We start from the raw sequence: 19,127 nt of genomic DNA, 5'->3' as shown, positions 1-19,127 counted from the left end.
GCCCGCCGAGCAGCGCCAGCGACAGGAGCACGGATCGCCGCCCCGTGGCTGACGACGACGACCGCACCCTCCGACACGCCCGGAGGTCACCGCGGCGAGGTCGGGCAGCGCCCGGTCCCACACGTCGCGGGCGGACTCGCCGCCGGGCATGGCGCGGTCGACGTCGCCGTCCCACCAGGCCTCGAAGACCTCGTCGAACGCGGCGCGGGCGTCGTCGTCCTCCCGGCCCTCGAGGTCCCCGACCGACACCTCGTGCAGGCCCTTCAGCAGGGTGACCCCGCGGCCGAGCGCGCGCCCGATCGGGGCGGCGGTCTCCTGCGCACGGGTCGCCCGTGACGCGTACAGGCCCCGCACGGGCCAGCCGGCGAGCAGGCCGGCGACCTCCTCGGCCTGGGCGCGGCCCCAGCTCGTCGAGCGAGGGGCCGGGCAGCGCGGTGTCGAGGCGGTGCCGCACGTTGGACGGGGTGCGGCCGTGCCGGACCAGCACCAGGCGCAGCGTGCCGTCGTCCGGCGGGACCTGCGCGGTCCGGCTGCCGGTGCCGACGGCGGCGAAGGAGGCGGCGCCGTCGTGCTCGTCGTCGGTCGGGTGGCTCACGTGTCGGCTCCCCGTCGGACCGCGGCGAGCCAGCGCTCGGACGCGGCGTAGTCGTCGGTGGTGGCGACGCCGAGCGCCGCCACGGGGCTCCCCACCCCGGCCGCGGGGGCGGCCGGTGCGGGATCGGATCGCGGGAACGACCCGAGGTAGATCAGCCGGTCGCAGCGACGGTGCAGCGCGGCCAGGGCCTCCCCCATCGCCGGGTCGGCGACGTGGCCCGAGCAGTCGAGGTGGAACCAGTACTCGGCGTGGCGGTCCTTCACCGGGCGGGACTCGATCCGGGTCAGGTCGATCCCACGGACCGCGATCTCGGTGAGCAGGCCGAGCAGGGTGCCGGGCCGGTTCGTGGTCGTCGCGGCGATGGTGGTGCGGTCCCAGCCGGTCGGCGGCGGCGGCGGGCCGGGGCGGGTGAGCAGCACGAACCGGGTGACAGCGCCCGCGTTGTCGGCGATGTCGTCGGCCAGCACCTCCAGCCCGTGCTGGGTGGCGGCGAGCGGGGCGGCGACGGCGGCGTCGACCTCGCCCCGGGCGGCCTGGGCGGCGGCCTCCGCCGTGGAGGAGCTGACCCGGACCTCGGCGCCGGGCAGGTGCTCGGCGAGCCAGCCGCGGGTCTGGGCGATGCCGTGGCCGTGGGAGGCGACCGAGCGGATCGCGTCCCGCGTGGTGCCCGTGCGGCCCATCAGGCAGAACCGGACCGCGATCCGGGCCTCGCGGGCGATCACCAGCGGCGGATCGGCCACGAGCCCGTCGAGCACCGGCGGGACGGCGCCCTCGACGGTGTTCTCGATCGGCACGCAGCCGGCATCGACGGAGCCGTCGCGGACGGCCGCCAGCACCGCGGGGGCGCCGGGCAGCGGCACCAGCTCGGCGCCACGGGACTCGGGCAGCGTCAGCAGGGCCTGCTCGGTGAACGTGGCGTGCGGCCCCAGGAATCCGATCCGCATCCGATGCGTCCTGATCAGTCCAGCAGCCCGAGGGCGACGAGGTCGGCGATCGGAACCGGCTCGGGGTCGACCCCGCAGCGCGGCAGGACGGTGCGGACCTGCTCGACGGCGGCCTCGGGCAGCTCGTCGAGCTCCCGGGCAAGCTTCTCGCCGTCGGTGCAGGACAGGGCTTCCTCGGCCGGGTCGGGCGAGGCGCTGACCCCGGTCATCCGGGCGACGGCGGCGATCAGGTTCAGCAGGCCGTGGCGGCCGCGGGGCGTCGAGTCGGACGGGTCCTCGCGGACGATCCGGTCGATGCCCTGCGCGGAGATGCCGCCGGTGCCGCTCTCCAGGCCCGCCAGCAGGAACTTGTGCACGTCGACGATCTCCGGCACGTCGGAGGCGCGCGGCCCGCCGAGGCGGATCTTCGGGGTGCAGCCGTGCTCGGCGACCTTGCGGACGGCGGCGAGCCAGGCGAGCGTGCCGTCGGCGTCGCCCTCGACGGGTCGGCGCGGCTCGACGACCGGGGTCACCTCGTCCGGCACGAACTCCGACACGCGCTCGAGCCAGACCCCGTCGACGTCTGGCGGCGCGACGCACTCGACGGTGCTCGGGGTGAGCAGGCTGGAGCGCGAGAACACCGTCGACAGCGCCTTCGGCACCGCGCCCAGCCCGGTGTCGACGACCAGGGCCATCTCCGCGGGCCTGCTCGGCGCGGAACGGGCGAGCTCGGTGACGACGGCGGGCAGCTGCGACGCGGGGCACACCAGCCGTCCGACGAGGCCTCCGTAGTGGCCGTCGCGGGCGGCGAGATAGCGCGACACGACGGCGTCGACGCCCGGTGCGACGGTCCTCGGCTGCAGCAGACTGGTGTCGTCGACCAGCGCGGCGAGCAGCGGACGGATCGGCCACGGGTCGGCTGAGGAACCCGAGGGCACGGTCATCACGTCGACAGACGCTAACGGTCGGGTCACGGAGCGCACGCAGAGGGGGTTGTCCCCCTGTGTCACGCGGCACTGGACAGGCGACACTTCCTCCTGCTTAGGTAAGGGTTACCTAATCGGAGGGGAGAGTGGGAACGACCCGAGTGCGCCGCCCCCCGACGCCCGCCGTCGCCGAGCGAGCCCGCAGCCTCGTCACCCGTGGTGGCCGCGCGGCACTCGTCGGCACCGGTGAGCCGGAACCGTGTGCGCCGCTGATGCACTACACCTGGCCGGACGGCACGACCGACCTGCTGCTGCCCGACGACCACGTGCTCCGGGAGCGCACCCGGCTCACCGCGGGCGGGCTCCCGGTGATGCTCGAGCTGACCGGCAGCACGCCGGTCCCGCTCGACGAGCCGGTCCGGGAGCTGCTGTGGCTGGTCGGGACGCTGCACGAGCCGGACCCGACGACCGGCCGGGAGCGGGCCCTGCGGCTCGCCGAGAAGGCCCCGCACCCCAACCTCCTCGACGCCGGGCGCGGCGCCACCCTGCTGCGGCTGCGCCCGTCGTCGGCGGTGTACTCCGACGCCGAGGGCTGCGCACCGGTCTCGCCGGCCGAGCTCGCGGCGGCCGAGCCCGACCCGTTCTGCCGGGTCGAGCAGGCATGGCTGGAGCACCTGGACCGGGCCCACCCGGAGATGCTGTGCGCGCTGCGCCGTCACCTGCCCGACGGGCTGGGGTTCGTCGGCGGCCGGATCCGTCCGGTCGGCGTGGACCGCTTCGGGCTCCGTGTGCGGGTGCCCACCGCGACCGGCACCCAGGACGTGCGGCTGGCGTTCTCCGCGCCCGCCGACACCCCCGAGGAGCTGCAACGCCGGTTCGCCGAGCTGGTGGGCTGCCCGGCCGGGGGCCGCTGAGCCGGACTCAGGGCCCGGCGGGTGCCAGGTGCTCGGCCTGCACCTTCCGGGTCACCTTGCGCTCGGCGACGAACGAGGCGACCGGGATCGTGCCCGCGGCCAGGATGACGACGGCGAACACCGGCTTCCAGCGGCAACGCTCGGCCAGGATCAGCGTGCACACGATGTAGATCATGTACAGGAACCCGTGCACCATCCCGATCAGTGCGACCGGGCGCGGGTCGCCGAACAGGTACTTCGCCGGCATCGCGTAGAAGGTCAGCAGCAGCAGGCCGACGCCGGTGACCCAGGCGGAGATCCGGTAGGCCTTCAGGGCGGTCGCGACGGTCACGGGGTGGACTCCTCCCGGTGCCGGGCCGCCAGGCGGGCCAGCTCCTCGTTGTAGGCCCGCAGCTGCGGGTCGGTGCTGCGGGGCGGGACGGCGTTCGCCGGGCGGGACGTGAACGGCGACGGCCCGGCCGGGGTGGCCGTCCTCCCGGCCGGTGTGGTGGCGGCCGTCGTCCCGTCAGGGGTCGTAGCCGTCGGTGTGGTGGGCGTGGTGGCCGGTGTGGTGGCTGTCGTCGCGGCCGGTGTCGTGGCCGTCGGCGCGGTGGCCGTCGGCGCGGTGGCCGTCGGCGCGGCTGTTGTCCTGGCCGTCGTCGTGAGCGCGGAGGGGGTGGTCTCGGCGACCGGCGACGGGGCCGCGTCGGCGGCCTGCTGCGCCGGCACGGTCGGCGAATCCGTGTCCATCGCCGCGGTGGAGTCGCCGGAGGTGCCGGCCGACGCCGCGCGCAGGTCGGCGATCTCCATGCTCAGGAAGCGCCACCACATGACGCCGAAGAAGACGGCGAACAGCGGCCACTGCAGGCCGTAGCCCACGTTGAGGGCCGAGCCCATCGCCGATCCCGCTCGTCCCCACTGCCAGATGGCCAGCCAGGTGCAGGTGACCATCGCGCCGAGTGTGAGGACGTGCCAGACCATCCACCTCGGGGACAGCAGCAGCCGCATCACGCGGACCAGGGTACGCACCCCGGCGTGGCCACGGCCGGGACCCGACGAGCGCCCGGTCACGCCGCCCACCGCCCGCCCGCGCTCCCCGGCCGCGCGGTGATCCGCAGGGCGCGCGCTGATCCGCGGCCCGCGCGCGTCCGGACACGCGCGGACGACGGATCACCGCGCGCGGGGTGGATCACGGCCATCGATCACCGCGCGCACCGTGCATCGCCGGACTGCGGCACGGACCGACCGCCGCCCGACGGCTCGGCCCGCGGGGCCGTCCGGCACCCGGTGCGATGATCGGCCCATGACGAGCGGACCGGCCCCGGCACGACCGCGTGGGTCCCTGCGGGACTGGCTCAGCCCGGCGCCCCCGTCCTTCCCGGGCGTCGCCACCGACCCCGCGAGCGACGGCTGATCGGCCTGGAGATCGCCGTCGTCCTGACCGTGACACTGGGTCTGTCCGCGGTGCGCAGCGCGCTGTCGCTGCTCGAGGCCCTCCTGAACCCCGCCCCGCTCGCCGACCAGCAGGTCACCCTGAACGCGCCGGCGTCCACCGATGCGTGGATCGACCTCGCGTTCCAGCTGGTCCGCGCGTTGCAGCTGGCCGGATGGGGCGCGCTGGCCGCGTACCTGCTGCTGCGGGCGGGAATCGCGCTGGGCCGGGTCGGGCTCGACGGGCGGCGGCCGTGGCGCGACGCGGCGCACTCCGCGGGCCTCGCCGCCCTGATCGGCATCCCCGGGCTGGGGCTCTACCTGGTCGGACGGCTCGCCGGGATCACCCCGGACGTCGCGCCCAGCACGCTGACCGACCAGTGGTGGCGGATCCCGGTGCTGGTGCTGTCCGCGGCGGCGAACTCCTGGGCGGAGGAGGTCGTCATGATCGGCTACCTGCTCACCCGGCTGCGGCGGCTCGGCTGGTCGGAGAACCGCTCGGCGTTCGCGGCCGCCGTCCTGCGCGGGTGCTACCACCTGTACCAGGGGATCGGCGCGTTCGTCGGCAACCTGGTCATGGGCCTGGTGTTCGCCCGCTACTGGCAGCGGACGAACCGGCTGTGGCCGCTCGTCGGCGCCCATCTGCTGATCGACGTCGTGGCGTTCGTGGGGTACGCGCTGCTGGGTGGCGTCCTCCCGTTCTGACTCGGGAAAGCGGCCCTCACCAGGGGAAAGGTGACCCTGTCCAACTGAGACGGACGCCCTTTCTGGAGCCGTTCCAGGAAACGCCGGCGGTCGGTAACCTGGATGTCATGACCGACGAATCGAAGTTCCACGCCCTGCTGCGCGACCAGGTCCGCAGCGAGTTCACCGCGAGCCAGCAGTACCTCGCCATCGCCGTCTGGCTCGACGACGCCGACCTCCCGCAGCTCGCCGCGCACTTCTACGCGCAGTCGCTCGAGGAGCGCAACCACGCGCTGATGATGGTCCAGTACCAGATGGACAACGACCTCACCCCGACCATCCCGTCGGTCGGTGAGGTGCAGAACGAGTTCTCCTCCGTCGAGGAGCTCGTCTCGCTCGCGCTGACCCAGGAGAAGCAGGTCACCGAGCAGATCACCACGCTGGCCCGTACCGCCCGCGACGAGGGCGACTACCTCGGCGAGCAGTTCCTGCAGTGGTTCCTCAAGGAGCAGGTCGAGGAGGTCGCCTCGATGACGACGCTGCTCACCATCGTCCGTCGCGCCGGGGACGACCTCTTCCACGTGGAGGACTTCGTCGCCCGCGAGATGACCAACGGCGGGGGCGGCGACCCGGCCACCCCGCCGGTCGCCGGCGGCGCCCTGTAAGCGCCCGTCCGTCGGTCCGCAGCGCCGCTCCGGCGCCCCCCGAGCAGGGGGCGCCGGAGCGTCCGCGCGACTACCGCAGGGTGATCTGCTTGCCCGCGAGCACGTCGCGCGCCCGGTGCTCGGACTCGGTGAGCGGCGTGGCGTCCAGCCCGGCCACCGCCTCGTCGAGTCGCTTCGCGAACTCCGCGGCGGGACCCGCCCACTCCGAGGAGTGCATCTCCCGGTCGACGTCCCAGACCGGGACGAGCAGCCCGTGCGCCCGGAACGAGCCGGCGTAGCGGGAACCCTCGCCCAGCTCCAGGCCGCCCTCGCCGGACAGCCGCGCCAGCGCCGCCATCAGGGTCGTCTCGTCCTCCGTCCGCACCCAGCGCACGTGCGCCTTCGAGCCGGTGTCGACCCAGTACGCGCCACGCACGCCGTCGGCGGTCACCGCCTCGGTCGGCATGATCACCGAGTTGGCGCGCTCCAGCATCGCCTGCGCCTCGGAGTCAGGGCTCTCCGACGGCAGCCACCACGCGAAGTCGGCGTGCACCGTCGGCTCCAGCGGCGTGCCGGGCTCCAGCACGTCCTGCAGCCGCTCACCGGTGTGGCGCCCGGCGCCGACGACCGGCAGCGACGATCCCGGCTCGGCCGAGCGCGCCCAGGCGAGCGCCCCGGCCAGGTCGGCCGAGAGGTCGCCGGAGCGGGTCTGGACCTGCATGCCGAGCAGGACCTCGCCGTTGTCGCGCACGATCGCGGCGGACGCGCCCGGCAGCACCGAGGCCAGCGTGACCGGCCCGCCGGAACGGACCGGGAGGGGCGCCGTCGCCGACGGGAGGAACTCCCGCATGGCGACGAGGTCGGGCTCCGCCGCGAGGCCCTCGAACGGCCGGATGACGATCACGTCGTCACCGGCGCCGTGGCAGGCCTTGTACCGCTTGCCGGAGCCGCAGGAGCACGGCCGGCGGGGGTTGTCCCCCGCGTCGGCGGTGCTGGCACGGTTGCGCGTCTTCTTACCCATCGCCGGGCAAGGTAGCGGGTCGTGCATGCCTTCGATCCGGCCGACCCCGGTTTCCTCGCCGACCCCTACCCCACCTACGCGGCCCTGCGTGCCGCCGGACCGGTCCACGACCACCCCGGTCTGGGCGTTCCGGTCGCGGTGACGCACGCGGCCTGTTCGGCCGTGCTGCGCGACCGCGGGCTGGGCCGGATCTGGTCCGACGCCGAGCCCGCGACCGATCTGGCCGCGTTCAACCTGCTGCACCGCAACTCGCTGCTGGAGCGGGAGGGCGAGCCGCACACCCGGCTGCGGCGCCTGGTGGCCTCGGCGTTCGCCCGCGGCCACACCGAGCGGTTGGCCCCGCTGGTGCGGGCGCGGGCCGGCGCCCTGGTCGACGACCTGGTGGCCCGCGTCCGCGACGGCGCCCCCGCCGACCTGGTCGAGCACGTCGCCGCCCCGCTGCCGGTGGCCGTGATCGCCGACCTGCTCGGTGTGCCGGAGGACCGCCGGGCGCCGCTGCGGGCCTGGTCCGACGCGATCGTGCGGATGTACGAGCCCGACCCCGGCGACGACGGCCGGCGCGCGGCCGAGCAGGCGTCGGCCGACTTCACGGCCCTGCTGCGGGAGCTGGTCGAGGAGCGCCGCTCCGGGCGGATCGCCACCGACCCGGCCGGTCGCCGCGACCTGCTCGCCGACCTGCTGGCGGTGCGCGACGACGAGACCGGCGACCGGACCCGGCTCGACGAGGACGAACTGGTCGGCACCGCGGTGCTGCTCCTGATGGCCGGCCACGAGGCGACGGTCAACGTCGTCGGGAACGGCGTGCACGCCCTGCTCCGGCACCCGGACCAGTGGCGACGACTGCTCGACGACCCCGGGCTGGTCGGAACGGCCGTCGAGGAGCTGATCCGCTTCGACGCCCCGCTGCAGCTGTTCGAGCGGACCGCCGTCGTCGACACCACGATCGCCGGCCACGTGGTCCCGGCGGGCACCCGGATCGCGACGCTGCTCGGCGCGGCCGGGCGCGACCCGTCGGTCTTCGGCGACGACGCCGACCGCCTCGACGTCGGCCGTTCCCCCAACCCCCACCTGGGCTTCGGGGCCGGGGTGCACTACTGCCTGGGTGCCCCGCTGGCCCGGCTGGAGATCGCCGAGGTGCTGCGCGCGCTGCTGGAACGCCTGCCCGACGCCGCCGTCGACGGCGAGCCGGTCCGGCGCCCGCGGTTCGTCATGCGCGGCTGGGCGGAGCTGCGGCTGACCACGGGCAGCACCCGGTGAACCGAATGCCGTAACAATGCGAGAGCCGAACGGTCCATTCCCGGAAGCCGGCGGATCGTTGTCGACGGCGCCGCGCAATCACGGACGGGAAGGTGCATCGGAAAAGACGCGCACCGCCGTCGACGACCATCCGAGGACGTGGTGGAATCGTCGGCGATGGAATCGTGGTCGGAACTTCTGCGCACCGTTCTCGGCGTGCCGGGGACGGGCTACGCCTGCGTCGCCGACCCCCAGGGCCCCGGCAAAGTCGCTAGATGATCTTGTAGGTGGTCAGTGGTCGATGGGGGTCGCGGGCGTGGTGGCGGAGTGCTGCGGCGATGTTGCTGACGCCGTGCAGGCGTAGCGCGGTGATCGCGAGGTTCCGCAACGCCGACATGACCTGCGGGGCGTGACCGGTGTGGGCGGTGGCGCGGTCTTCGTCGAAGCAGACATCACGGACCCAGTGCAGGCGATTCTCGATCGACCAGTGCCCACGGATCCAGCGGGCGAGCAGTCCTGGATCGGCGTCGGTGCTGGTCAGGCTGGTGATCGCGTAGGCGGTCTCGGTTCTCCACTTCCCGCCAGGCCGCAGTGGGCGACGCCGGCGCACCAGCTTGATCGCCTGGGATGCGTGGGGGAAGAACTCTGCGCCCAGGTCGGGACAGGGGTGCAGGCTGACCACGCTGATCGTGCGGGTCTCGACGCGGCCGTGCCCACGCCCGCGTTGACGATCAGCGACGCCGATCTGGGTCCAGGGCAGCGCCCGTACCCGTGCCAGCAGCGTGGGCTGGTTCGCTTTGATCGTCATCAGGTAGTGCCCGCCGCGGCGGTGTAGGTAGTCGGCGTGGGCTCGCTGGGTGTGCAGAGCGTCCGCGGTGACCAGTACATCGTCGAGGTCGAGGGGGTCGAGCAGCGCGGTGAACGCGGTGATCTCGCTGCCCTTCTCTGCGACCTGAACCTGGCCGAGCACGCCACCGCTGGTCTGGTCGAGCACCGACACCAGATGCGGGAGCCAGACCCTGCCGTCGGCGGCACGGACGCGGGCGCCGCGCAGGGTCTTGCCGTCCAAGGCCAGCACGCGACGCTGTTCTCGCCGGGGTGTGCCCTCCGGGGCCGGCTGGGCGCTGAGCTGGGGCAACACCCAGGACTGCAACGCCGCCTCCAGCGCCGAGGCGTCGACCCGTTGCAGGACCCGGCGGATGGTCGACTCGTGCGGAGCGACCGCGCCCACCCCGAGCACGTCCAGCACGGCGCGGCCGACGTCATGGGCGTACTCGGCGATCGCGGTGAACGACCGGGCCCCCGCCAACACCGCGCACGCCCCCAGTAGCAACACCGCGAGGACACCGTGGCGGACACCGCGTGGTTTCCGCGGGTCCGGCACTCGCGACAGGGCCTCCACCAGCGACAACCCCGCCGCCTCACCGACCGGCGCGGCTCTCCCCGCGTCAGGACCGACCTCCAGGCCTTCCAGAGCAGCAACGATCGGAGACACTGACACTGCGGACACAGGCTTCCTGACGTGAGCAAGGATTCGACACCCTCATGATCACGCCAAGCCTGTGTCCGCACCCACCCCCACCCCCCACATCACCGCAGCTCAGGACCCACCCATCACGACTTTGCCGGGGCCCTGCGCCGACCCCGGCACGGGGGAGCTCGTCGCGGCCGCGGGCGAGCGGGCCGTGCCCGGCCTCGCGGAGGTGCTCGACTGGGGCGCCGCGCAGGTCGGCGGGCCGGGACCGGTGTTCGAGGACGCGGTGGTCACCACCCGGGAGGGCGACCATCACCTCCTGCGAGCACTGCCCCGCGACGGCGCGGCCCCGCTGCTCGCCTACGCCCACCTCGACCGGTCCGGGAGCCCGGTCGCGCTGGCCCGCCGGGCCCTGCGCCCGGCCGGCGCGACACCGGCACGAACGCCGGAACCGACACCAACAGCGACATCGACATCGACATCAACTGATCAGCAGGTCACGGCCCCCATCGGGGCGCCGGTCGCGACCCGCCCGGTGATGCGGGTCCGGCCGGTCACCCCCGCCACGTCACCTCCCGGGCAGGTGGACACCCCACCGGCGACGATCGCGGTGCCGTCGCCCTCGCCGGTGCCGGGCGCCGAGCGCACCCCGGCCCCGGACGTCCCGCTCCCCCGGCGCGCGCCCGGACCCGCCGAGCCCTCCGACGCGGCAGATCCCCCCGACACGGCCGACGGTGACGACGCGCACGCCGGAGCCACCCCCGAGGGCGGCAGGTGGGCCGACGACCTGGGCACCATGTCCCGGATCCTCGCCGCGCTGCGCCGGCTGGACCCGTCGTCGGCATCGGGGTGTTGACGCTCCGGAATTGCGCGTTATCGTTGTCGGCCCCGGCGCCGGAAAGATCCGAGATCATTCTTCGTGAAATGCGGAACGGATCGCGGCGCAGACTCCCCCGAGATCGTCGCGGCGATTGCCGCGCGGAAGGCTCCTGACATGAACAACATCGATCGTTCCCTCGACATGGCCGCCAACATCAAGGGCGCGTTCGCGGTCGCGATCGTCGACTTCGAGAGCGGGATGACGCTGGGATCGCGCGGGGGAAGCCCCGAGTTCGACCTCGACGTCGCCGCGCCCGGGAACTCCGAGGTCGTCCGCACGAAGCTCGAGGTCATGCAGAAGCTGGGTCTGCGCGAGAACATCGAGGACATCCTGATCACCCTCGACACCCAGTACCACCTGATCCGGATCATCCGCGGCACCGACGAGCAGCTGTTCTTCTACCTCGTGCTCAACCGTGCCCAGGCCAACCTGGCGATGGCCCGCCGCGACCTGCGCGTCATCGAGCAGCAGTTCGCGATGACCTCGCCGCAGGCCGGGGCGCCGCAGCCGCAAGGCCAGGCGTTCTTCCCCGCCCAGCAGCGCTGAGGCCCCCGCGACCACGCCTCCCATGGGACGTCACCGGCACGCCGTCGCCGTGCGCACCGACGGGCTGGCCGCCGTGCTGGGCCCGCTGTTCTTCGACCCGCGGATCCGCTCGGCGGCCCTGCTCGACGTGGACAGCGGAATGGTGCTGGACGTCTGCGGGCCCGACACCGCCGTCGGGCGGACGGGCCGGGGTGTCCCCGCGGCTCACGACCACCGCGACGAGGTCCGCGGCGCGGCGCACGCCGAGCTCGTCCGGATCGCGCTGGCCCTCGCCCCGAACGCGGGCGGGCGGCTCGGGCTCGTCCTGGAGGCGGGCCCGGACCGGCACGTGCTGCGGACCGTCGCCGACCCGCACGGCGGGCGGCTGGCCCTGTCGGTGGTCGTGCGCGGCCCGGACCGGGCCGTGCGGCGGGTGCGCAAGCTGCTGGAGGAGGTCTCCGACGCGGCACTGACCGCGGGCCCGTCGACGGCGGTCCGTCCCGGGTCCGCGGGCTGGGCGGCCACGCCGGCCACCACCGCGCCGGTGCCGGACCACCCGGGACCGGTCCCGCCGACCACGCCTGCGGGCCGGGCGGGGGCCGCCCCGGCGTCGGGTCCGCCGGGGTTCGGCCCGCCGGGCCCCTCCGGGTTCGGCCCGCCGGACCCGCCCCGGTTCGGCCCGCCGGAGCCGCCCGGGTTCAGCCCGCCGGGTCCGCCGCCCCGGTCGGGCCCGATGCCGCCGTCGGCGCTGCCTGCGGGGCCGCCGTCCCAATCGGGACCGCCGTCGCCGCGCCCACCGTTGCCGCGCCCGCCGTTTCCGCCGACACCGACACCAGCAGCTGCCGGGGACCCTGCGGCCGCGTCGCCAGCAGAGCGGTGAGCATGCGGACGACCCGGATCGTGCGCCACGCCGTGACCGCGGCGAGCACGTCGGCCCAGGCGTGCAGGACGACCCCGTCGGCCAGCGCCTGCGTGCCGGTGCGGAACCGCCAGACCAGGACCACCGCGCCGAGCACGACGCACGCCGCCCACAGCGCCCACCAGACCAGCAGCTCCCGCGACGGCGACGGCCGCCGTTCCGGTGGCAGCTCCAGTGCGGTGTGCTCGGTCTCGGCCAGCAGCGAACCGGGCGCGACCAGGTTCCAGCCGGGCACCACCCAGCCCGCGACGACCCACCGGTGGCTCCGCCAGGCGCGCGTCCCCGCACGGTCCGCGGCCGCCCGGTAGGTCCACAGGCTCCACGAGATCACCAGCACCCCGGCGGCGATCGTCGCCACCACCGAGGACCAGCCGCCGAACCACACCAGCGCGTCGGAGACGCCGACAGCCTCCGGGGACAACGCGTCGGACCGGCTGAACAGCAGCAGCACGTACCGCCACACCTCGGCGACGGCGGCGATCCCCGACACGACGACCACCACCCACAGCACGGGTACGAGCTGCGCGGCCAGCGCGCGGGCCCGGTCGACCGGCCGGAGCGGTCCCTCGCCGGGTACCGGCGCGATCCGCCAGGGCCCCACCGGGAGGCCCCAGCGCGGGACGGTGCGGTAGCGGGGCGGACCGGTGTAGCGGTCCCGACGGGCGGCGGGCTCGGCGGCCGGGCCACCGGGCGTCGTCGCGACCCAGTCGAGGGCGGCCAGGTAGCGACCGCACCACGGGCAGAACGCGCCCCCACCGGGGGGAGCCGTCCGGCCGCAGCGTGGGCACGGCGGGCCCGGCCGTCGGGGCGCCGGCGCGGACACGGGTCAGGCGATCCGGGGGGCGCTGCCGTCGTCGGTCACGATCGTGCGGCCCTGGGCGGCCCAGTCCTGCATGCCGCCCTCGACGTTCACCGCCGGGAAGCCCTGCTGGGTCAGGTAGGCGACGACCCGGGCCGACCGGCCGCCGGAGCGGCAGACGACGTAGAGCGGGTCGTCGGTGGGGACCTCGCCCATCCGGGCGGCCAGCTCGGACATCGGCAGGTGACGGGCGTGCGGGGCGTGCCCGGCGGTCCACTCGTCGAGCTCGCGGACGTCCAGCATCGGGGCGTCGGCGGGGAGAGCGGACACGCTCACGGCGGGAACCGGGTCGGACATGGCGCCATCCTGCCACGCCACCCCGTCAACCCGCCGTGAGCGGCGTGGCTCAGCGGCCGTCGTCGCGGTAGAGCGACCCGTGCGGGATCGTCACCTCGTTCGGGTCCAGCGGCGGCTGCGCGGCCCGGTACCCGCCGGTGGCCTGCGCGGGCCGGTACCCGCCAGTGCCCTGCGGTCCCGGCGGGCGGCCCGTCCCGTACCGGTCCGGACGTCCGTCGGCGCCGACCACGGGCTGGACACCGGTCAGACCGGTGTTGCCGAACAGCTCGCCGGCCTGGCGGCTGGTCTGCGGCCGTTGCCCCGGGTTCGGCCGGGGCTGCGGACGCGGCTGCGAGCGGTGCCGACCGGAGCCCTCGGTCTCGCGCCGCGGGATGCCGATGAGGTCCTCGGCGGGGACCGCGGTCGGCTTCGGCGCCTCCTTCGGCGCGGTGGTCGCGCGGACCGCACCGGCACCGGTGAGCGAGCGGACCTCCATCTCGGCGAAGCGGGCGGCGTTGAAGCGCTCGCGGCCGCCGAGGAAGGTGCCGATGATGCCCAGCGCGAACGACACCGGGATCGACACCAGGCCGGGGTTGGACAGCGGGAAGAACGCGAAGTCCACGTTCGGCACCATCGAGGTCGGGGACCCGGACACGGCCGGGGAGATCACGATGAGGCCGACGCAGACGATCACGCCGCCATAGATGCTGCACAGCGCGCCGGTCGTGTTGAACCGCTTCCAGAACAGCGAGAACAGGATCGTCGGCAGGTTCGCCGACGCGGCGACGGCGAACGCCAGCGCCACCAGGAACGCGACGTTCTGCCCGTTGGCGACGATCCCGCCGCCGATCGCGACCAGGCCGATGACCAGCGCGGTCGTGCGGGCGACCTTCACCTCGGCGTCCGGCGTGGCGGTGCCACGGCGGAGCACGTTGGCGTAGACGTCGTGGGCGAACGAGGCCGATGCGGTGATCGTCAGACCGGCGACGACGGCGAGGATCGTCGCGAACGCCACCGCGGAGATCAGGCCGAGCATGATCTCGCCACCGATCGCGTAGGCCAGCAGCGGCGCGGCGTCGTTCTGGTTCGCGCGGGTGATCGTCCCCGGCGGCAGCAGCGCCGTCGCGCCGTAGCCGAGCACCAGCGTGAACAGGTAGAAGATGCCGATCAGCCAGATCGCCCAGACCACCGAGCGGCGGGCCTCCTTGGCCGAGGGCACGGTGTAGAAGCGCATCAGGATGTGCGGCAGGCCCGCCGTACCGAGCACCAGCGCGAGACCGAGCGAGATGAAGTCGATCTTGTTCGTGTACTGCAGGCCCGGGTTGAGGATGGCCTCGCCGCGCTCGGAGTTCCGGGTGGCGTGTTCCAGCACCGCGGACAGGTTGAACCCGTAGCGGCCGAGCACCCAGGTGGTCAGCACCGCGGCGCCGGTGAGCAGCAGGCCGGCCTTGATGATCTGCACCCAGGTGGTGCCCTTCATCCCGCCGAACAGCACGTAGACGACCATGAGGCCGCCGACGACGACGATCACCAGCGCCTGCGAGAGCTTGTCGGTCTTCGGGATCTGCAGCAGCAGCGAGATCAGCCCGCCGGCCCCGGCCATCTGCGCGATCAGGTAGAAGAGCGAGACGACCAGCGTCGAGGTCGCGGCGGCCGCGCGGACCGGGCGCTGACGCATCCGGAACGCCAGGACGTCGCCCATCGTGAAGCGGCCGGTGTTGCGCAGCAGCTCCGCGACGAGCAGGAGCGCCATCAGCCAGCCGACGAGGAAGCCGACGGAGTAGAGGAAGCCGTCGTAGCCGTAGAGGGCGATGGCCCCGGCGATGCCGAGGAACGAGGCCGCGGACAGGAAGTCACCGGCGATCGCGGTGCCGTTCTGCGGGCCGGTGAAGGCGTGCCCACCGGTGTAGTAGTCGGCGCGGGTGGCGTTGGTGCGGCTCACCCGCAGCACGATCATCAGGGTCACGATCACGAACAGCAGGAAGAACCCGAGGTTCGCGGTGACCGAGCCGACCGACTCGGCCTGGGCCAGTACGGACGTGGTCATGCGCGCACCTCCGCCTGCTCGACCCGGGCGCGCAGTTCGGCGCTCGGGCCGTCGATCTCACGCTCGGCGAACCGGACGTACAGGGTCGTGATCAGGAAGGTGGAGACGAACTGGCCGAGGCCGACGAGCAGCCCGACCGTGATCGTGCCGACGACCCGGATGGACATGAACTCGGGGGCGTAGCTGGCGAGACCGACGTAGGCGAGGTACCAGGCGAGGAAGATCGCGGTCATCGGGAACACGTAGCGCCGGAGGCGGCTGCGGTACGCCCGGAACTCGGGACTCGCCTGGACCTGCTGGTAGATCGTGCCGGCCGAGCGCTCTGCGGGGCTGCTCATGGTGCCGGTTCCTTTCGGGTCGTGCTGCGGGGAGCCGGGCCGCGTCGTGGCCGGGGGACCGCGGCGCGTCCCCGGGGGACACACTTCACCCGGAACAACGACCGGGTATCGCGTCGGGGAACGTCGTTGCGTGCCGATACCGACGAGAACCCCGGTCCGGACGAACCCACCGGTCCGAACGGTGACGCTGTGTAGACCCGTTCGGCGGAGACCCGTCAGGCCCTGTCGTCCAATCGGTCCCGCATGAGACCCAGCCGTTCGGGTGCGTGCAGGCGCAGGAGCACCTGGCCCGCGTCGACGGGGCGGCGCGCCCGGGTGAACCGGGACACCAGCGCCATCGTCGCGAACGCCAGCGGCACACTGACGATCGCCGGCCGGTACAGCAGGACCCCGATCCAGTCGGCCTGCGGACCGAGCCCGGAGACGTCGACCCCGGCGAGTGCCGCGACGACCGCACCGGCCGACACCACCCCGCCGACGACGACCCCGGCGATCGCGCCGACATCGGTCAGCCCGCGCCACCAGATGCCCAGGACGAGCAGCGGACAGAACGTGGACGCGGCGACGGCGAACACCAGCGCGACGGCCTCGGCGAAGTTCAGGCCGGTCGGCACGAGTGCGACGATCGTCGGCGGCACCCCGGCGAGCACCGTCGCCAGCGGGAAGCGCCGGGTCATCCGGCCGTGCCGGGGCAGCACGTCGGTGGACACGACGCTGGCCAGGCTGACCAGCAGGCCCGACGCCGTCGACAGGAACGCGGCCCACGCCCCCGCCGCGACGAGGCCGCCCACCAGCGCGCCGAGCAGCCCGCTGCCCAGGATCGCGGTCGGGAGCAGCAGGACCGCCGCGTCGGTGCGGCCGGTGACCAGCAGCTGCGGGGTGTAGACCCGCGACAGCACGCCGAGCAGCGTCACCAGGACGTAGAAGCCGCCCAGCATCGCCAGGACGAGCACGGCGCTGCGACGGGCCGCCCGGCCGTCGGAGTTGGTGTAGAAGCGGCCGAGCACGTGCGGCAGGCCCATGGTCCCGAGGAACGTGGCGAGGATCAGCGAGTAGGTCGCGAGCAGCTGGTGCTGATCGGAGCCGGCGAACGGGCGCAGCCAGCTCTCGTCGTCGGTCGGGGCACCGCGGGTGACCGGCACCGGGGCGCCCGCGGCGAACCGCAGCTCGGTCCCGGCGGTGACCTCGTGGGTGGACCCGGCGACCCAGCGCAGCGGGCCGTCGACCGGCTGCCCGGCGACGGTGCCGCGGGCGACGACGTCGACGGCCAGCCGCGCCTCGAGCGTCACCGGGGGTGGCGACCGAGACGGTCGTGGGCTCGCGGAACTCCGGCGGCTCGTCGCGGGCGAAGGTGTGGCCGTCGCCCAGCCAGACGGCCAGGCCGATCACGGCCGGCACGGCGAGCGCGGTCAGCTTGAACCAGTACTGGAACGCCTGCACGAACGTCACCGAGCGCATCCCGCCGAGCGCGACGGTGGCGACCACGATCACCCCGGCCGCGCCGGAGCCGATCCAGTCGGGCAGACCCGTGACGATGCCGACGGTCAGCCCGGCGCCCTGCAGCTGCGGCAGCAGGTAGAGCCAGCAGATGACGATGACGACGGCCGCGCAGACCTTGCGCAGCATCGGCGAGGCGAGCCGGGCGTCGGCGAAGTCGGGGACGGTGTAGGCGCCCGATCGGCGCAGCGGCGCGGCGACGAACAGGAGCAGGAACAGGTAACCGGCGGTGTAGCCGACGGCGTACCAGAGCGCGTCGACACCCTGGACGAGGATCAGCCCCGCGATGCCGAGGAACGAGGCCGCCGACAGGTACTCGCCGGAGATCGCGCCGGCGTTGAGCCGCGACGGCACCGACCGGGACGCGACGAGGAAGTCCGAGGTCAGCCTGGTCCGGTGGGCGATGGAGCCGATCACGGAGGACGCGACCGCCACCAGGACGATCGCGACCAGCGACAGGATCGCGGTCAGGCTCATCGATCGGCCACGTCGTCGGCGAAGTCCTGCTCCGCCGCCTCCGCGGAGCTCACATACCACCAGCCCAGGCCCAGCAGGAACGGGTAGACGAGCACGCCGAGCAGCAGCCACGGCAGCCGGATGCCCAGCACCTCGATCTGGCCGAGGACCGGGACCGCGATGAACAGGGCGGGCAGTACACCCAGCCCGATCAGCGCGACGACGCTGACCCGCAGCGCGAGCAGCAGCTGGGTGCGGACCAGGGAGTTGCGCAGCAGGGTGCCGACGGCGCCCGGGTCCTGCACGTCGGACAGCCCGCGCGAGGACTGCGCGGTCGAGCGGCGCTCGGAGAGCACGATGCGGACGCGCCCGGCGCCGAGCTCGTCGTCGCCGGGCTCTTCGGCGGCCGCGGGCGGGTCGGTCGGCTCGGCGGAGAACGGGCGTGGGCGGGCACCGGTGTAGGGCGCCGCGGCGACCGGGGCGAACGGCTGGGGACCGGGCTCGACCGACGGCTCGGGAGCAGGCGCGACGTCGACCTCGGGGCGCGCCAGATGACCTCGGTGCGTTCGAGGGGGCCGCCGCGCAGCTCGTCGAGCTCCTCGTCGAGCTCGTCCTCGTCGGGGAGGTCGTCGTCGTCCAGCTCGTCGTCGGTGCGGTGGTCGGTGGGGTGGTCGGTGGGGTGGTCGGAGGGGTCGGCCGCGGGGCGAACCGGTCGGCGGGGTCCGGGCGGTACGGCGTCGGGGCGACGGGATCGCGTCGCCCCGACGCGGACCAGCGGGTGGGGACCGGGCGGGTCTCGGTGGATCCCTCGGGCCCCGGCCGGTCGGCCGGTGCGGCGACGGTCGTGTCCCGGTCGTGTCCCCAGTCCCGTCTGCGCGCTCGTCCGCGCTGCCGGGGCGGGCCGGGAGCCCGGTGCCGTCCGTGCCGCGCGGGTCCGCCGTGTCCGTGTCGCGGGCCGTGTCCCGGTTCGTGTCGGCGACGGTCGCGCCGTCCGTGGCCCCGGCCGTGCCGGTCGCGTCCGCCGCGTCGGGGGCGCTCGCGGTGTCGGCAGCGCGCGCGGTGTCGGGGGTCCCCGCCAGGAGCGCGCTGCGGTCGGGGGACCAGGTGCTCGACCACGACGTCGCGCCCGGGACGCGCTGGGGCAGGCCGGAGCCGCCGCCGGTCGGGGGCCACTGCTTCCCGCTGTCGGTGACGTCCGGAGCCGGGTCTGCGCACCGCTGTCGACGACGTCCGGTGCCGGGGTCGCGGCGGGGACCGGCGGCCAGCCGGGACCGGGCGCGACACCCTCCGGGGCGTACGGGTCCGGCACGAGGTTCGCGCGCGGCCGAGCCGGCGCGAGCGCGGGTGGGGTGGACCGGCGGGCCGTAGGTCTCGCGGCGCGTCGGGGTCACGGTCCTCGGGGTCGCCGTCGTCCGGGCGTAGCCGCTCCGTGCGGGGTCGCACCGCGCGGGGTCGCACCGTGCGGCGTCGTGTCGCGCGGCGTCTTGTCGCGCGGGGTCACAC

General features: G+C 74.4%; 17 protein-coding genes and 3 pseudogenes. 6 read left to right on the top strand and 14 right to left on the bottom strand.

Annotated elements, in window-relative coordinates; genetic code table 11:
- From KPL57_RS54315 to KPL57_RS54305, 3 genes and pseudogenes are all read right to left on the bottom strand, one after another.
- A pseudogene (locus KPL57_RS54315) lies at positions 1-396 on the bottom strand (histidine phosphatase family protein); the annotation flags it as partial.
- A gap of 195 nt (positions 397-591) precedes the next feature.
- Positions 592-1,539: a prephenate dehydratase gene (pheA, locus tag KPL57_RS54310; protein WP_020625023.1), complete on the bottom strand. Its 948-nt coding sequence runs from the start codon at positions 1,537-1,539 to the stop codon at positions 592-594.
- 14 nt (positions 1,540-1,553) lie between these two features.
- The gene (locus KPL57_RS54305; RefSeq protein WP_226358161.1) at positions 1,554-2,462 is read right to left on the bottom strand and encodes a hypothetical protein; all 909 of its coding nucleotides are present in this window, start codon (positions 2,460-2,462) and stop codon (positions 1,554-1,556) included.
- A gap of 143 nt (positions 2,463-2,605) precedes the next feature.
- Here KPL57_RS54305 and KPL57_RS54300 point away from each other — a divergent pair, with 143 nt between their 5' ends.
- Complete coding sequence (locus tag KPL57_RS54300) at positions 2,606-3,358, top strand: DUF2470 domain-containing protein (RefSeq protein ID WP_226358160.1); 753 nt, start codon at positions 2,606-2,608, stop codon at positions 3,356-3,358.
- A 7-nt stretch (positions 3,359-3,365) separates the two neighbouring features.
- Here KPL57_RS54300 and KPL57_RS54295 read toward each other — a convergent pair whose 3' ends face one another.
- The gene (locus KPL57_RS54295) at positions 3,366-3,689 is read right to left on the bottom strand and encodes a DUF3817 domain-containing protein (protein ID WP_020625020.1); all 324 of its coding nucleotides are present in this window, start codon (positions 3,687-3,689) and stop codon (positions 3,366-3,368) included.
- Positions 3,686-4,345, bottom strand: a complete 660-nt coding sequence (locus KPL57_RS54290; RefSeq protein ID WP_374203923.1) for a hypothetical protein — start codon at positions 4,343-4,345, stop codon at positions 3,686-3,688. The genes KPL57_RS54295 and KPL57_RS54290 overlap by 4 nt, the downstream gene beginning before the upstream one ends.
- A 435-nt stretch (positions 4,346-4,780) precedes the next feature.
- On the opposite strand from KPL57_RS54290, the gene KPL57_RS54285 reads away from it, so the two are divergent.
- Positions 4,781-5,473, top strand: coding sequence for a CPBP family intramembrane glutamic endopeptidase (locus KPL57_RS54285; protein WP_226358158.1), 693 nt, complete (start codon positions 4,781-4,783; stop codon positions 5,471-5,473).
- Positions 5,474-5,580: 107 nt separating this feature from the next.
- On the top strand, positions 5,581-6,117 hold the full coding sequence (locus KPL57_RS54280; protein ID WP_149664175.1) for a ferritin: 537 nt from the start codon (positions 5,581-5,583) through the stop codon (positions 6,115-6,117).
- A gap of 70 nt (positions 6,118-6,187) precedes the next feature.
- Here the strand turns inward: KPL57_RS54280 and KPL57_RS54275 are convergent, their stop codons facing one another.
- Complete coding sequence (locus KPL57_RS54275) at positions 6,188-7,117, bottom strand: DUF5926 family protein (protein WP_226358157.1); 930 nt, start codon at positions 7,115-7,117, stop codon at positions 6,188-6,190.
- Between the two features lie 21 nt (positions 7,118-7,138).
- Between KPL57_RS54275 and KPL57_RS54270 the strand changes: the two genes are divergently transcribed.
- Positions 7,139-8,374 (top strand): cytochrome P450, encoded by a 1,236-nt coding sequence (locus KPL57_RS54270; protein WP_226358156.1) that lies wholly within the window; start codon positions 7,139-7,141, stop codon positions 8,372-8,374.
- A 250-nt stretch (positions 8,375-8,624) separates the two neighbouring features.
- Here KPL57_RS54270 and KPL57_RS54265 read toward each other — a convergent pair whose 3' ends face one another.
- Entirely contained in the window at positions 8,625-9,848 is a 1,224-nt protein-coding gene (locus KPL57_RS54265) for an ISAs1 family transposase (RefSeq protein WP_226350739.1), read from the bottom strand.
- A gap of 127 nt (positions 9,849-9,975) precedes the next feature.
- Between KPL57_RS54265 and KPL57_RS54260 the strand changes: the two genes are divergently transcribed.
- Positions 9,976-10,683, top strand: a complete 708-nt coding sequence (locus KPL57_RS54260) for a hypothetical protein (protein WP_226358155.1) — start codon at positions 9,976-9,978, stop codon at positions 10,681-10,683.
- Between the two features lie 138 nt (positions 10,684-10,821).
- A complete protein-coding gene (locus KPL57_RS54255; protein ID WP_020625014.1) occupies positions 10,822-11,253 on the top strand; it encodes a hypothetical protein in 432 nt (143 codons plus the stop codon).
- A 677-nt stretch (positions 11,254-11,930) separates the two neighbouring features.
- Here KPL57_RS54255 and KPL57_RS70995 read toward each other — a convergent pair.
- From KPL57_RS70995 to KPL57_RS54220, 7 genes and pseudogenes are all read right to left on the bottom strand, one after another.
- Complete coding sequence (locus KPL57_RS70995) at positions 11,931-12,974, bottom strand: DUF4328 domain-containing protein (protein ID WP_308253149.1); 1,044 nt, start codon at positions 12,972-12,974, stop codon at positions 11,931-11,933.
- Between the two features lie 3 nt (positions 12,975-12,977).
- The gene (locus tag KPL57_RS54240) at positions 12,978-13,307 is read right to left on the bottom strand and encodes a rhodanese-like domain-containing protein (RefSeq protein WP_020627288.1); all 330 of its coding nucleotides are present in this window, start codon (positions 13,305-13,307) and stop codon (positions 12,978-12,980) included.
- Positions 13,308-13,740: 433 nt separating this feature from the next.
- A pseudogene (locus tag KPL57_RS54235) lies at positions 13,741-15,333 on the bottom strand (cation acetate symporter); the annotation flags it as partial.
- On the bottom strand, positions 15,330-15,671 hold the full coding sequence (locus tag KPL57_RS54230) for a DUF485 domain-containing protein (protein WP_020627290.1): 342 nt from the start codon (positions 15,669-15,671) through the stop codon (positions 15,330-15,332). The gene KPL57_RS54230 and the pseudogene KPL57_RS54235, both read right to left, overlap by 4 nt.
- Positions 15,672-15,886: 215 nt before the next feature.
- Positions 15,887-16,960, bottom strand: coding sequence for a hypothetical protein (locus KPL57_RS70990; protein ID WP_308253148.1), 1,074 nt, complete (start codon positions 16,958-16,960; stop codon positions 15,887-15,889).
- 154 nt (positions 16,961-17,114) lie between these two features.
- Positions 17,115-17,645, bottom strand: a pseudogene (locus KPL57_RS70985) (cation acetate symporter); the annotation flags it as partial.
- Complete coding sequence (locus KPL57_RS54220; protein ID WP_226358154.1) at positions 17,642-17,980, bottom strand: hypothetical protein; 339 nt, start codon at positions 17,978-17,980, stop codon at positions 17,642-17,644. The pseudogene KPL57_RS70985 and the gene KPL57_RS54220, both read right to left, overlap by 4 nt.
- Positions 17,981-19,127 lie beyond the last annotated feature (1,147 nt).

This window comes from Pseudonocardia sp. ICBG601 (genome assembly GCF_020496245.1).
The sequence above is the reverse complement of the archived record's forward strand: the minus strand, read 5'-3'. Positions and strand labels throughout refer to the sequence as shown.

Bases quoted from the DNA above. Each gene is read 5' to 3' on its own strand.
- KPL57_RS54280 (WP_149664175.1), top strand. From the start codon at position 5,581: ATGACCGACGAATCGAAGTTCCACGCCCTGCTGCGCGACCAGGTCCGC.
- KPL57_RS54240 (WP_020627288.1), bottom strand. From the start codon at position 13,307: ATGTCCGACCCGGTTCCCGCCGTGAGCGTGTCCGCTCTCCCCGCCGAC.
- pheA (WP_020625023.1), bottom strand. From the start codon at position 1,539: ATGCGGATCGGATTCCTGGGGCCGCACGCCACGTTCACCGAGCAGGCC.
- KPL57_RS54275 (WP_226358157.1), bottom strand. From the start codon at position 7,117: ATGGGTAAGAAGACGCGCAACCGTGCCAGCACCGCCGACGCGGGGGAC.
- KPL57_RS54305 (WP_226358161.1), bottom strand. From the start codon at position 2,462: ATGACCGTGCCCTCGGGTTCCTCAGCCGACCCGTGGCCGATCCGTCCG.
- KPL57_RS54255 (WP_020625014.1), top strand. From the start codon at position 10,822: ATGAACAACATCGATCGTTCCCTCGACATGGCCGCCAACATCAAGGGC.
- KPL57_RS54290 (WP_374203923.1), bottom strand. From the start codon at position 4,345: ATGCGGCTGCTGCTGTCCCCGAGGTGGATGGTCTGGCACGTCCTCACA.
- KPL57_RS54230 (WP_020627290.1), bottom strand. From the start codon at position 15,671: ATGAGCAGCCCCGCAGAGCGCTCGGCCGGCACGATCTACCAGCAGGTC.